The 12,849-nt window shown below is 74.0% G+C and carries 10 protein-coding genes; 6 read left to right on the top strand and 4 right to left on the bottom strand.

The window, feature by feature from the left end:
* Positions 1-38: 38 nt before the first annotated feature.
* Positions 39-731, bottom strand: a complete 693-nt coding sequence (gene hpf / locus ACFWOG_RS33760; RefSeq protein WP_329952521.1) for a ribosome hibernation-promoting factor, HPF/YfiA family — start codon at positions 729-731, stop codon at positions 39-41.
* Positions 732-1,178: 447 nt separating this feature from the next.
* On the opposite strand from hpf, the gene ACFWOG_RS33765 reads away from it, so the two are divergent.
* Positions 1,179-1,913, top strand: a complete 735-nt coding sequence (locus ACFWOG_RS33765; protein WP_380363035.1) for a ComF family protein — start codon at positions 1,179-1,181, stop codon at positions 1,911-1,913.
* Here the strand turns inward: ACFWOG_RS33765 and ACFWOG_RS33770 are convergent.
* Genes ACFWOG_RS33770 through mtrA form a run of 3 tightly spaced genes read right to left on the bottom strand, consistent with a single transcriptional unit; the run spans position 1,897 to position 6,611 of the window.
* A complete protein-coding gene (locus ACFWOG_RS33770) occupies positions 1,897-3,795 on the bottom strand; it encodes an LpqB family beta-propeller domain-containing protein (protein WP_380363023.1) in 1,899 nt (632 codons plus the stop codon). The two genes, ACFWOG_RS33765 and ACFWOG_RS33770, sit on opposite strands and share 17 nt — an antisense overlap.
* Positions 3,770-5,929 carry an MtrAB system histidine kinase MtrB gene (gene mtrB, locus ACFWOG_RS33775; protein WP_329952523.1) on the bottom strand — a complete coding sequence of 720 codons (2,160 nt, stop codon included), beginning with the start codon at positions 5,927-5,929 and terminating at the stop codon, positions 3,770-3,772. Before mtrB ends, ACFWOG_RS33770 begins: the two co-directional genes overlap by 26 nt.
* A 4-nt stretch (positions 5,930-5,933) precedes the next feature.
* On the bottom strand, positions 5,934-6,611 hold the full coding sequence (mtrA, locus tag ACFWOG_RS33780; protein WP_320441904.1) for an MtrAB system response regulator MtrA: 678 nt from the start codon (positions 6,609-6,611) through the stop codon (positions 5,934-5,936).
* A gap of 286 nt (positions 6,612-6,897) precedes the next feature.
* On the opposite strand from mtrA, the gene ACFWOG_RS33785 reads away from it, so the two are divergent.
* From ACFWOG_RS33785 to ACFWOG_RS33805, 5 genes are all read left to right on the top strand, one after another.
* Entirely contained in the window at positions 6,898-8,103 is a 1,206-nt protein-coding gene (locus ACFWOG_RS33785) for a hypothetical protein (RefSeq protein ID WP_380363027.1), read from the top strand.
* Positions 8,104-8,108: 5 nt separating this feature from the next.
* A complete protein-coding gene (locus ACFWOG_RS33790) occupies positions 8,109-8,780 on the top strand; it encodes a DUF4129 domain-containing protein (protein WP_380363029.1) in 672 nt (223 codons plus the stop codon).
* Positions 8,777-10,021, top strand: a complete 1,245-nt coding sequence (locus tag ACFWOG_RS33795) for a DUF4350 domain-containing protein (protein ID WP_380363031.1) — start codon at positions 8,777-8,779, stop codon at positions 10,019-10,021. The genes ACFWOG_RS33790 and ACFWOG_RS33795 overlap by 4 nt, the downstream gene beginning before the upstream one ends.
* Positions 10,022-10,119: 98 nt before the next feature.
* The gene (locus tag ACFWOG_RS33800; protein WP_329883742.1) at positions 10,120-11,049 is read left to right on the top strand and encodes a MoxR family ATPase; all 930 of its coding nucleotides are present in this window, start codon (positions 10,120-10,122) and stop codon (positions 11,047-11,049) included.
* 55 nt (positions 11,050-11,104) lie between these two features.
* Entirely contained in the window at positions 11,105-12,415 is a 1,311-nt protein-coding gene (locus ACFWOG_RS33805) for a DUF58 domain-containing protein (protein WP_380363033.1), read from the top strand.
* The last annotated feature ends 434 nt before the right edge of the window (positions 12,416-12,849 follow it).

Raw genomic sequence — 12,849 nt, forward strand, 5'->3', positions numbered from 1 at the left:
CGCCCGCACTGCTCGAATCTCCCGTACCGCTCGACTCGTCAGTCGTCGTCGCCGAGGACGCCGATCGCCCCTCCGGCACCGCCGCCCTCGGCGGTCGAGCCGTCGGCCTTCAGGTGGATGACGCCGTAGTGGTAACCGTGCCGGCGGTAGACGACGCTCGGCAGGCCGCTGTCCTTCTCCACGAAGAGGTAGAAGTCGTGGCCGACCAGCTCCATCTCGTAGAGCGCCTGGTCGAGCGCCATCGGGGCGGCCGGGTGGGTCTTCTCCCGGACCACCAGCGGGCCTTCGCCCTCCACTTCCAGGGAACCCATCATGGTCTTGCGGACGGCCCCGTTGGTCTCGCTCACCGCCGGCGGCGTCTCGGGCAGCGCGGCCAGGGCCGCGGTCGCCTCGGCGACGCTGATCGGGGTGCGTCCGTTGCCGCCCTTGTGGACCCGACGCCGGTCCGCGGACTTGCGGAGCTGGGCGTCGAGCTTCGCCGAGGCCAGGTCGAGTGCCGCATAGGGGTCGGCGGCGGCGGCCTCGGCCCGGATCACCGGGCCACGGGTACGGAGGGTGATCTCCACGCGGTCCGACCGGTCGGCCTGCCGCGGGTTGTGTTCCTTGGACACCTCGACATCAAGGCTGATCGCCTTGGCGTCGAACTTCTGGACCTTCTCCAGCTTCTCGGCCACGTGATCCCGAAACCTCTTGGGCAACTCGGTCTTGCGGCCCTTGACGACGATGTCCACGCAGAACTCCGATCCCTCGTTCTGTCGCCGATCCGGGTGCTACCGGATCGGGCTGAGACCCAGCCGGACCAGCCAATCCTCTGCCGGCCCTCCGCTCCGCCGGCAACGGCGGGAACGACTGGCCCTCATCTCACTTCCTCCCCACCAGGGACGCTTGAAACCCCCTGGAGCCTTATCGAACACCTCACACGGGGTTTTCGCCTCCGCAGCGGGGACAGTGGGTATGGCGGGTGTTATGGGCTGGCGGTCAAGCTGCTGCCCCCTGTCTACCCTCCCAGGAGTGAAACACAGGTAAATACCTGGACAACACCCCCCGTACGGCGCATTCTTTGCTCACTCTCCGTGCCTGCCACCGCGAGGAGCACCGTGTCGACCACCCTCACCCCGACCCTTCACCAGGCCGTCCGCAGGTCGTTCGCCCACGCACTCGGCGGGCTGCTGGACGTCCTGCTCCCTGCCCGCTGCGCGGGCTGCGACGCCGTCCGGGGGCACCTCTGCCCGGGCTGCCGGCACGTGCTGGCCACGACCCGCCCCGGGCCCGCCACGGCCCTTCCCCGTGTGCACGCCGCCGCGCCGTACGCCGACCCGGTCCGCGGGCTGCTGCTCGCCCACAAGGAACGCGGTGCGCTCCGACTCGCCGGCCCGCTCGGCGACGCCCTCGCCCGGGCGGTGCGCTCCTCGCTCGGCCCGGACGCCGGCCACGCCGCGCTGCTGCTCGTCCCGGTGCCCTCCGCCCGTGCCGCCGTCCGCGCCCGGGGGCACGATCCGACGCTGCGGCTGGCCGGTTCCGCCGCCCGGGCGCTGCGCCGGACGGGCCTGGACGCCCGGGCTGCGCCGCTGCTCCGGCACGCCCGTCCGGTCGCCGACCAGACCGGGCTCTCCGCCGCCGAGCGGCGGCGCAACCTGCACGGCGCGCTCACCGTCCTGCCCGGCGCTCCCCGACGGCTCGCGGGCCGCCTGCCGGTCCTGGTGGACGACCTGGTGACCACCGGTGCCAGCCTCGCCGAAGCGGCCAGGGCCCTGGCCGCCGCAGGCCTGCCACCCGGCGCTGCCGCCACCGTCGCGGCGGCCGTCCCGCGCCGCGCCGGACGCGGCCCGGCCCTGACGGCCCCGTCCCCGGCGGCCTCCGTCGGCCCCGGCCCGGCTCAGCCCGACTCGGCCCGGCTCAGCCCGGGTAGATGAAGGAGGCCGCCCGGTAGGGCAGTACCAGCTCACGCCACTGGTTGTTGACCAGCCGGTAGAGCTTGCCGTCCGTCCCCTGCAGGGCCAGCGTCGGCGGCGGCGACTGGTTGCCCCCGCGCGACTCGGACGCCTCCACCGTGGCCATGCCCTCGCCGCCCTGAAGCCGCGCGTCCGCGCTCTGCGACCCGTCGGTGCTGATGTAGTGCAGCTGCTGCAGCCGGTCCTTCTCCTTGCCGAGCACCAGCAGCTGGTCCGCCTCCGCCCAGGAGACCGAGGTGACCTCCGTCAGCACCGGATTGGCCGGCCGCAGACCGGTGATCCGCACGGTCGGGGCCTCCTTGGTCCCGCCGTGGACGACCAGGCCCAGCCAGAGCTTCTGGTCCCTGCCGTCCTTCCCGTCCTTGGGGTCCTTCCCGTCCTTGACCAGCAGGGCGATCCGGACACCGTCCGACGAGACCTTGACGGCCTGCAGGGACCGTCCGCCCAGGTCGTCCACGGCCACCGGGACGACCTGCTTGTCGCGCACCATCAGCACCCGCTGGCCCTGCGGGTCGCGGTCCACCACGAAGAGGTCGCCGCGGCCGTCCCAGGTGGGCGAGGTCAGCCCGTCGTCGGCCCTGGCGCCCGCCCGCGCCGCGGTGGTGAGCACCGCCTGCGGCATCGCCGACGTGGTCTCCGAGAGCGGCACCGTGTAGAGCTGGTGGCCGTCGGCGCCGAGCGCCGCGGCGCGCTCGCCGTCCCGCGCCACCGCGATCGCGCCGAGCAGTCGGCCGCTCGGCTGCGGCTTGCCCAGCGGGCCGTGCACCGGCTCGCTGGCGGTGTCACCGTGCGTCTCGTACAGCACGCCGTCCTCGGCGCGCTGGTAGAACTGCCGGCTCGCCATCGTGCCGGCCAGCGATCCGGGGCCGGTCTCCGGCTCGTCGCCCTTGCTCGCCTGGCAGCCCGGCCCGCCGTGCCGGCCCTTGAGGTCCAGCCGTTCGACCTGCCCCTTGCCCTGGTCGGCGAGGGTGTAGAGGAGCTGGGTGGCCATCCGCCGGCAGGCGGTCGCGGCGCCCAGGTCCACCTCGCCGAGCGTGACGTGCGCGGTGCGGCTCTCGTCGACGGCGACGCCGTCGACGACCGTGCCGGCCGGGAAGGCCGACCGCGAGACCGGCGCGAGCCAGAGCGAGGGCCCCGCGACGACGGCCTTCGCGGCCTCGGTGAGCGGGTCTATTCGGCGCCGCAGGTAGATCGGGTCGGCGATCAGCACGTCCCGGCTGGTCGCCGACGCGGCGGTGGGCGCGGAGGGGTCCGGCGCCGCGTAGAAGAAGCGGTCCACCTGCCGGTAGTTGTTGCGGAAGTTGCTCTCGTTGATGATCACCCCGTCCGGCAGCTGGTCGATCCGCCACTCCCCCGACTTCTCCCGGAGGAAGGTGAAGTCGAACGAGGTCAGGACCGCCACCGGCTCCAGCGAGAACGAGTGCCGGTCGTCGATCTGGGAGACCAGCTGCCCGGAGACCTTGATGGGTTTCTCGGTGTCGGCGTCGGTCACGGTCACGGTGGGGTGGCCCGGATTGGCCGCGAGCACCTTGATGCCGGCCTCCGGCCTCCAGCTCGCACTGGCGGCCGCCGTCAGGTACTGCCGCGCGGTGTCGTAACTGTCGTCGGCGGTCAGCGCGTCCAGGAAGCCGGTCAGCAGCTCCTGCGGCTTGGCGCCCTTGGTGGGCTCCACCGGGAAGACCCTGACCTGGAGGTTCTTGTCCGCCGACCCCTGGGACAGCTCGACCTTGGTGATGCCCCCGGAGTCCGGCATCCCCGCGCAGCCGGCCGCCAGCACGGCGCCGACCACCGCGCCGACCACTGCGGCCAGCCGCGGCTCAGTCCTGCCGCTGGTCCTTCGCACGCTGCGTCCCCTCCGTGTCCGTTCCACCGGTGCCGTCCACCGCGTCCACCCCGTCCGGTGCGTCCGGACCCGCCGTCCGCTGCGCCACCGACGGCCGGCCCGGCGTCGGGTCCACCATGACCTGCGCACCTGTCGCACCGTATCCGGCCCCGACCGGGCGCACGTCCGACGGATCGGCGCGCGGCCCCTCGGGCGCCCGGCGTCCCAGTCCCGGCCCGATGCCGAGCACACCGCCCAGGCCGCTGCCCAGGTTGCCGCCGAAGGCGTTCCCGGAGGTCTCCGGGGTCTCCGGGTCGGCCTGCTCGTCCGTCGCGGTCAGCGCGGTGGCGCCGGCCGGACGGATCGCCCGCCGGTACGGCGTCCCGTAGGTGCCGAGGCCGCGGTTGTTGCGCGAGTCCTCCGGTTCGAGCCGGAACGGAGCCCGGCTGATCTCCCCGCCGCGGGTGCGCGGCAGCGTGAGCCGGAAGTGCGAGCCACCGCCGGGCTCGCCCCAGGCCTGCAGCCAGCCGCCGTGCAGGTGCGCGTCCTCGACGGCGATGGACAGGCCGAGGCCCGTACCGCCGGTGGTCCGCACCCGGGAGGGATCGGCCCGCCAGAAGCGGTGGAACACCCGGGACGCCTCGCCGGGCTTGAGCCCGATGCCGTAGTCGCGGACGCCGACGGCGACCGCGCCGTCCTGCGAGCCCAGCCGGACCACGACGTCCCGGCCCTCGCCGTGCTCCAGCGCGTTGACCACCAGGTTGCGCAGGATGCGCTCGATCCGACGGGAGTCGACCTCGGCCAGCACCGGCTCGCCGTCGCCGCGGATCACCACGGCGCTGCCCTTGGCCTGCGCCAGCGGGTCGGCGGCCTCGACCACCCGGCCGACGATCTCGCGCAGGTCGACCGGCTCGGCGTCCAGGACGGCGGCGCCGGCGTCGAAGCGGCTGATCTCCAGCAGGTCGGCGAGCAGGGATTCGAAGCGGTCCAGCTGGCCCTGGAGCAGCTCGGCCGACCGGGCCGCCATCGGGTCCAGGTCCTCACGGCTGTCGTAGATCAGGTCGGCGGCCATCCGGACGGTGGTCAACGGGGTGCGCAGTTCGTGCGAGACGTCCGACACGAAGCGCCGCTGCACCCGGGAGAGCTCCTCCAGCTGGCGGATCTGCGCCTGCAGGGCGTTGGCCATCCGGTTGAAGGACTCGCCGAGCCGGGCGATGTCGTCCGTCCCGGTGACCTTCATCCGCTCTTCCAGGTGTCCGGCGGCCAGCCGCTCGGAGATCCCGGCGGCCATGCGGACCGGTGTGACCACCTGGCGCACCACCAGCCAGGCGATGCCGCCCATCATGATCACCACGAAGATGCCGGCGGTCGCCAGGGTGCCGGTGACCAGACCGAGGGTCTTGGTCTCCTGGCCGAAGGAGAAGACGTAGTAGAGCTGGTAGCTCTTGTCGCTGGGGCCGACGAACTGCATGCCGAAGACCAGGCCGGGTTCGGTCCGGTTGTGGCTCTCGGCGGAGCGGTGGATCACGGTCGGCTGGCTGAAGCTCTGGCCCGCCTCCTGCCCCACCTTGGCCCGCAGGCTCTCCGGGATGCTGCTCGGCAGGATGTCCCCCGAGTAGCGCGGGCCCAGCCCGGTCTTGTCCGGTGCGATCGTCTGGGTGGTCCCCGGCAGCATCGCGATCACGGTGTAGACGCTCTGCCCGCTGGCGGCCAGGTCACCGACCTGCTTGAGCAGCCAGGTGCCTATCTCCTCCGTGCTCGGGTCGGTCGTCGCGCCGACCTTCAGCCGCAGGTCCTTCGCCTCGTCGATCTTCTTGAGCTCGCTCTGGAAGCCGGAGAGCGCCTGGTCCCGGGCCGAGGCCCGCTTGGTGTCCAGCAGTCCGGTGCGGACCTGGGCCACCACCACGACGCCCAGCACCAGCACCACCACGACCGACAGCAGCAGGGTCGCCGCCACCACCCGCAGCTGGATCGAACGCCGGTACAGCGCCGCCACCCGGTGCACGGGCCGGCGCAGCTGACGGGTGAGCAGCGCGATCAGGGCCGCCGGAGCACGCCGCCTGCGGCTGCGCACGGTCGAGCTCAGCACGTCCCCGCGCACGGCGTCGGCCCCGCCGGTCGCGGAACCCGACGGGGTCTCGTCAGCCTGGTACATCACGTCAGCTGGGCCCGGCCTTGTAGCCGACGCCACGGACGGTCACCACGATCTCGGGGCGCTCGGGGTCCTTCTCGATCTTGGACCGCAGGCGCTGGACGTGAACGTTCACCAGCCGGGTGTCCGCCGCGTGCCGGTAGCCCCAGACCTGCTCCAGCAGCACCTCCCGGGTGAACACCTGCCACGGCTTGCGGGCCAGCGCGACCAGCAGGTCGAACTCCAGCGGGGTCAGCGGGATGCCCCGCCCGTCCCGCTTCACGGAGTGGCCGGCCACGTCGATCACCAGGTCGCCGATGGTCAGCTGCTCCGGGGTCGGATCCTCGGCACGGCGCAGCCGGGCACGGACCCGGGCCACCAGTTCCTTGGGCTTGAACGGCTTGGTGACGTAGTCGTCGGCGCCCGATTCCAGGCCCACCACGACGTCCACCGTGTCGGTCTTGGCGGTCAGCATGACGATCGGAATGCCCGACTCGGCCCGGATCTGCCGGCAGACGTCAATGCCGTCCCGACCCGGAAGCATCAGGTCGAGGAGGACCAGGTCGGGCTTGGTCTCCCTGAACGCTGCCAGCGCCCTGTCCCCATCTGCGACGAAAAACGGCTCAAAACCCTCACCCCGCAGCACGATGCCGAGCATCTCGGCCAGTGCGGAGTCGTCATCAACGACGAGGACGCGTCCCTTCATGCGTCCATCTTCTCATTACCGGATTGTGACCTGCCGCACAGCAGTCCCTTTGCTCCAGAACGGCCAACTGGCGACCAGGCGAATTCAGGCCATACCGGGCGAAAGGTCTGCACCCCTCCACCCCCACGGTCCCGGGGAGAGCCCACGAACCGTCCGCAGCCGTGCCGTTGCCGTTCAGCAACCGGATCCCCCTGGGGGACGTACGGCCACCATGACACGATGGGCGCTGCGCCCGCGTGAAGATCCACCCGGTGCCGCGAACCCTGACGCCCTCCGAGGAGCAGTGATGACCGACACTCCGGGCTGGGCCTCGCCCGGCTCGCCCGAGCCGCCCCGCGACGGCACCCGGCCCACGGCCGACGTGCCCTCCGTGCCCGGCCAGTCGGCACCGCCCCACGACGCGCCGCCCGCCTGGGGCACCGCCCCCGGAGCCCCGCAGCCCCCGTACGGCGGGCAGCCGGTCGGGTACGGGCAGCCCGGCCCGTACGGCGGAGGTCCCGGTGGGCAGTACGGCTGGGGCGTCCCGCAGAGCCCCAAGCCCGGCATCATCCCGCTCCGCCCGCTCGGCCTCGGCGAGATCCTCGACGGCGCCGTCTCGACCGTCCGCAAGCACTGGCGCACCACCCTCGGCCTCTCGCTCGGCGTGGCGGTCGTCCAGCAGGGCGCCACGCTCGGCGCGCAGCTCGCCATCAAGGGCGACACCGGCGAGTTCACCCCGGTGATCACCACCCTGGCCAGCATGCCGGTCACGCTGCTGCTCGGCGTCGTGGCCGCGGCCCTGCTCACCATGGTCGTCAGCCGCGCCATCCTCGGACAGTCCGTGACCGTCCGGGACGCCTGGCGCGACGCCCGGCCGCGACTGCTCCAGCTCACCGGCCTCACCCTGCTCACCGGCCTGGTCGGCGTCGGGGTCATGCTGCTCGGGTTCACCCCGCTGATCGGCTACCTGCTGGCCGGCGCGGACGAACCGGCGATCGTGATCCCGCTCGTCGTCGTCGGTCTGCTCAGCATCCCGGTCGCGTTCTGGCTCTGGATCCAGCTCAGTCTGGCCGCCCCCGCCCTGATGCTGGAGAAGCAGGGCGTGTTCACCGCCCTCTCCCGCTCCCGCCGCCTGGTCCGCGGCTCCTGGTGGCGGATCTGCGGCATCAACGTGCTCAGCCAGATCATCGCGGCCTTCGTCGCGGGCGTGATCAGCACCCCGTTCATGATCGCCGGCCTGGTCCTCGGCTTCGACGACATCGCCCGCCAGGCCGACGCCGGGGACTCCGGCGCCCTGCCCACCGCGATGCTGGTCACCATGGCGATCGGCGGCGTCATCTCCGCCACCATCACGCTCCCGTTCACCGCCACCATCGGCGTGCTCCTCTACGTCGACCAGCGGATCCGCCGCGAGGCCCTGGACATCGAGCTCGCCCGCGCCGCCGGCCTGCCCGAGCACGGCGGCACCGGCTGGGGCGGACAGGCCGGCCCGAACCCCGCCGCGAGGCTCTGAGCCCGATGCCGCACTGGGGGGAGAGGGTCCTGGCCGCGGGTGGCGCCCCGGTCACGACCCCGCGCGACGCCGCCCGCGACGCCGCACGCGACGAACTGCTCAAGGCCGACTACCACCGGCACGACCCGAGCCTCCAGGAACGGGTCATCGGCTGGATCATGGACCGGATCGACGAAGCCCTCGGGGCCATCGCCGGCGACGGCACCACCGGCACCACCGGCCTGATCCTCTTCACGGTGATCGCCGTCCTGATCGTCGCCGCCCTCTGGTGGCGCCTCGGCGCCCCCCGGCGGGCCGCCCGGACCACCCTCGGCGTCTTCGGGGCCCTCGGTCCCCGCACCGCGGCCCAGCACCGGGCCGACGCCGAGCGTCATGCCGCCGCCGGCCAGTGGACCGAGGCCGTCCGCGAACAGATGCGCGCCCTGGTCCGCGGCCTGGAGGAGCGCACCCTGCTCGACACCCGCCCCGGCCGCACCGCCGACGAGGCCGCCGCCGAGGCCGGACGCACCCTGCCCGAGCACGCCGCGGCACTCACCGCGGCCGCCCGCACCTTCGACGACATCGCCTACGGCGACCGCACCGCCGACCAGGCCGCCTACCAGCTGCTGCGCGACCTCGACCGGACCCTGGAGCGCGCCCGCCCGGTCCTCGCCCCGGCCGCCGGAGGACCCGCATGACCAGCACCGCCCCCGCCGCGCCGACGCCCGAACCCGCCCCGTCCTCCGAGCCGGAGCCCGCCACCGCCCTCGCCGCCACCAGCCTCGCCCCCACGGGCCACGGCCTCTGGCGGCGCGGCCGGTGGTACCTGCTCACCGCCGCACTCCTGCTGCTCTCGGCCGTCGTCCTGGCCGCCCTCAACCAGGACCGCAGCTACCCGCCGCTCGACCCGCGCTCCTACGAGCCCGCCGGCGGGCACGCCGTGGTCGCCCTCCTCCAGCGCGAGGGGCTCAAGGTCGACCTCACCGCCGACCCCACCGTCCCCGCCGCCGACGCGGGCACCCTCGTCCTGCCCGAGCCCGACCTGCTCGGCCCCGAGCAGCTGCGCGCCGTCGCCACCGCCGGACACGCCCGGCTGATCCTGATCTCCCCCGGCCCCGCCGCGCTCAGCGCACTCGTCCCCGGCGTCCGCACCTCCGACGAGAACGGCGGCGTCCCCTACGCCTCCGTCCGCAGCACCGCCGCCCAGTGCTCGCTCCCCGAGGCCGTCCGGGCGGGGACCGCGCACCTCGGCGGCCTGCTCTACACCGCCGGCAGCCGCGGCGAGGGCTGCTACGAGCGCGGCCACGGCTACCCGCTGGTCGCCGTCCCCACCGGCCGGAACTCCGACGTCGTCGTCCTCGGCAGCGGCGACTTCCTCACCAACGAGCTGCTCCCGAAGGACGGCAACGCCGCCCTCGGCGTCGGCCTCCTGGGAACCGAGCCGCACCTCACCTGGCACCTGCCCGACTACACCGCCCCGGTCGCCGAGGGCGGCGGGCTGAAGACCTTCGACGACTACATCCCCGAGGGCTGGCGCTGGGCCGGCTACCAACTCGCCGTCGCCGTCCTGCTCGCCGCCCTCTGGCGGGCCCGCCGGCTCGGCCCGGTGGTCAGCGAGAACCTGCCCGTCGTGGTCCGCGCCGCCGAGACCACCGAAGGCCGTGCCCGCCTCTACCGCCGCGCCAAGGCCCGTGGCCGCGCCGCCGACGCCCTGCGCCGCGCCGCCGCCCACCGCCTCGCCCCGGCCCTGGGCGTCCCGCCCGTCGCCGGCGCACCCGACCCCACCGCTCTCAGCGCGGCCGTCGCCGACCGCCTCCCCGAGCGGCCCGCCGGGGACGTACGGGCCCTCCTGTACGGCCCGCCCCCGACCGACGACGCCGCGCTGCTGCGGCTCGCCGACGACCTCGACGCCCTCGAAAGGCAGGTACGGAAGCCGTGACCGAACAGGCCACCGCCCAGCTCCGCATCACCCCCGGCCCGGCTCCCGCCACCCCCGGCCCCTCGCACGACCCCCGGGTCAGCGACCCGCGCGAGGCGCTGACCGCCCTGCGCGCCGAGATCGCCAAGGCCGTGGTCGGCCAGGACGCCGCCGTCACCGGCCTGGTCGTCGCCCTGCTCTGCGGCGGCCACGTGCTGCTCGAAGGCGTCCCCGGCGTGGCGAAGACCCTGCTGGTCCGCACCCTCTCCACCGCGCTCAGTCTGGAGACCAAGCGCATCCAGTTCACGCCCGACCTGATGCCCGGCGACGTCACCGGCTCCCTGATCTACGACGCCCGGACCTCCGAGTTCTCCTTCCAGGCCGGCCCGGTCTTCACCAACCTGCTGCTCGCCGACGAGATCAACCGCACCCCGCCGAAGACCCAGGCGGCCCTGCTGGAGGCCATGGAGGAGCACCAGGTCACCGTCGACGGCGAGCCGCGTGCCCTGCCCGTCCCGTTCCTGGTCGCCGCCACCCAGAACCCGGTCGAGTACGAGGGCACCTACCCGCTGCCCGAGGCCCAGCTCGACCGCTTCCTGCTCAAGCTGGTCCTGCCGCTGCCCGACCGGGACCAGGAGTTCCAGGTGCTCGCCCGGCACGCCTCCGGCTTCGACCCGCGCGACCTCGGCGCCGCCGGTGTCCGCCCGGTCGCCGGCCCCGGGCACATCGCCGCCGCCCGCGAGCAGATCGCCGCGCTGACCGTCGCACCCGAGATCCTCGCCTACATCGTCGACCTGTGCCGGGCGACCCGGCAGTCGCCGTCGCTCTCCATCGGCGTCTCCCCCCGCGGTGCCACCGCCCTGCTCGGCGCCTCCCGCGCCTGGGCCTGGCTCGCCGGCCGCGACTACGTCACCCCCGACGACGTCAAGGCCCTCGCGCTGCCCACCCTGCGCCACCGCGTCGCCCTGCGGGCGGAGGCCGAGATGGAGGGCGTCACCGCCGACTCCGTCATCCAGGCGGTCCTGGCCCAGACCCCGGCCCCCCGCTGACCCTCGGCACCCCGCCGACCGCCTCGCTCCCGGCCCCGACGAAGGAACGCACCGCATGGCCCTCACCGGGCGAACCGCCCTGCTCGCCGCGCTCGGCGCCCTCGTCACGGGCCTGCTGCTGCCCTCCTGGGCCGGGATCGGCGCCGTCACCGGAACGGTCCTCCTCGCCGTCGTCGTCGACCTGGCGCTCGCCGCCCCCGTCCGCAGCCTGCGGATCACCCGGGGCGGCGCCACCACCGTCCGGCTCGGTGAACCCGCCACCGTCGAACTGACCGTCACCAACCCGTCCGGCCGCCCCCTGCACGCCAGGATCCGCGACGCCTGGGCCCCGTCCGCCTGGCGCCCGGGCACCGAGATCGCCGCCTCCCGGCACACCCTGCGGGTCCCGGGCCGCGAACGGCGCCGGGTCACCACCGTCCTCACTCCGACCCGGCGCGGTGACCACCACGCCCACAAGGTGACGGTCCGCTCCCTCGGCCCGCTCGGCCTGGCCGGCCGTCAGGGATCGCACCTCGTCCCCTGGACGGTCCGCGCCCTCCCCCCGTTCGCCAGCCGCAAGCACCTGCCCTCCCGGCTCGCCCGGCTGCGCGAACTCGACGGTCGCACCTCCCTCCTGACCCGTGGCCAGGGAACCGAGTTCGACTCGCTGCGCGAGTACCTGCCCGGCGACGACATCCGCTCCATCGACTGGCGCGCCAGCGCGCGCCGCCAGACCGTCGCCGTCCGCACCTGGCGCCCCGAGCGCGACCGGCACATCCTGATCGTCCTCGACACCGGCCGCACCTCCGCCGGCCGGGTCGGCGACGCCCCGCGCCTGGACGCCTCCCTCGACGCCGCGCTCCTGCTCACCGCACTGGCCACCAAGGCCGGCGACCGGGTCGACCTGCTCGCCCACGACCTCCGCAAGCGGGCCTCGGTGGCGGGCCGGTCCCCCAACGAGATCCTCACGGCCTTCACCGGCGCGATGGCCGTCCTGGAGCCCGCCCTCTACGAGACCGACATGCGTTCGCTGGTCGCCACCTCGCTGAAGATGGCGCCGCACCGCTCGCTGATCGTCCTCCTCACCGGCCTCGACGCGGCTCCCGTGGAGGACGGCCTCCTCCCCCTCCTCCCACTGCTCACCAAGCGCCACGAGGTCGTGCTCGCCTCCGTCGCCGACCCGCACCTCGACGAGCTCGCCGCCGGCCGCGGCACCGTCGAGGCCGTCTACGGCGCCGCCGCGGCCGAGCAGACCCGCGCCGACCGCCGTCTCACCGCCGACCGCCTCACCCGCACCGGCGTCACGGTGCTCGACGCCGCACCCGCCTCCGTCGCCCCCGCGCTCGCGGACACCTACCTCGCCCTCAAGGCCGCAGGCCGCCTCTGAGCGGCCCTTCCACTCAGGCCGGAAACCCGAGATGCCCCGCTACCGGTGCCGGTAGCGGGGCATTCTCCTGCCGTGGACGCTCTGTCTTCTGTCCCTGCCGGCCTTCTGTGCCGGCCTTCCGTGCCCCGTGCCGCCTGCGAACTCCCAGCGGCTTCCGCCACAGGGCCTCGTCAGGGCCTCGTCCAAAACACGGACGGAAGCGCGGTCTCCCAGCCCCCCGAATTCCCACCGAAGACCCTGGGGGCCTTCGCCGGCGCCCCTCCACGGCCGCCGGAGGCACGGACACCCGCCCGGGAGACAATCCAGGGGCAAGCCGGGGAGAGGGCCGTCCACCGAATTCCCCGGAAACGCAAAGAACCCCCGTCCGTATCCCGGACGGGGGTTCTCCACAATGATTGTTCGGCGGCGTCCTACTCTCCCACAGGGTCCCCCCT

This window comes from Kitasatospora sp. NPDC058406 (assembly GCF_042722765.1).
Classification (GTDB): Bacteria; Actinomycetota; Actinomycetes; order Streptomycetales; family Streptomycetaceae; genus Kitasatospora.

What these genes read in the sequence shown, in the direction of transcription:
- mtrB (WP_329952523.1), bottom strand. Translation starts at nt 5,929, where the DNA reads ATGTACCAGGCTGACGAGACCCCGTCGGGTTCCGCGACCGGCGGGGCC.
- mtrA (WP_320441904.1), bottom strand. Translation starts at nt 6,611, where the DNA reads ATGAAGGGACGCGTCCTCGTCGTTGATGACGACTCCGCACTGGCCGAG.
- ACFWOG_RS33785 (WP_380363027.1), top strand. Translation starts at nt 6,898, where the DNA reads ATGACCGACACTCCGGGCTGGGCCTCGCCCGGCTCGCCCGAGCCGCCC.
- ACFWOG_RS33790 (WP_380363029.1), top strand. Translation starts at nt 8,109, where the DNA reads ATGCCGCACTGGGGGGAGAGGGTCCTGGCCGCGGGTGGCGCCCCGGTC.
- ACFWOG_RS33795 (WP_380363031.1), top strand. Translation starts at nt 8,777, where the DNA reads ATGACCAGCACCGCCCCCGCCGCGCCGACGCCCGAACCCGCCCCGTCC.
- ACFWOG_RS33805 (WP_380363033.1), top strand. Translation starts at nt 11,105, where the DNA reads ATGGCCCTCACCGGGCGAACCGCCCTGCTCGCCGCGCTCGGCGCCCTC.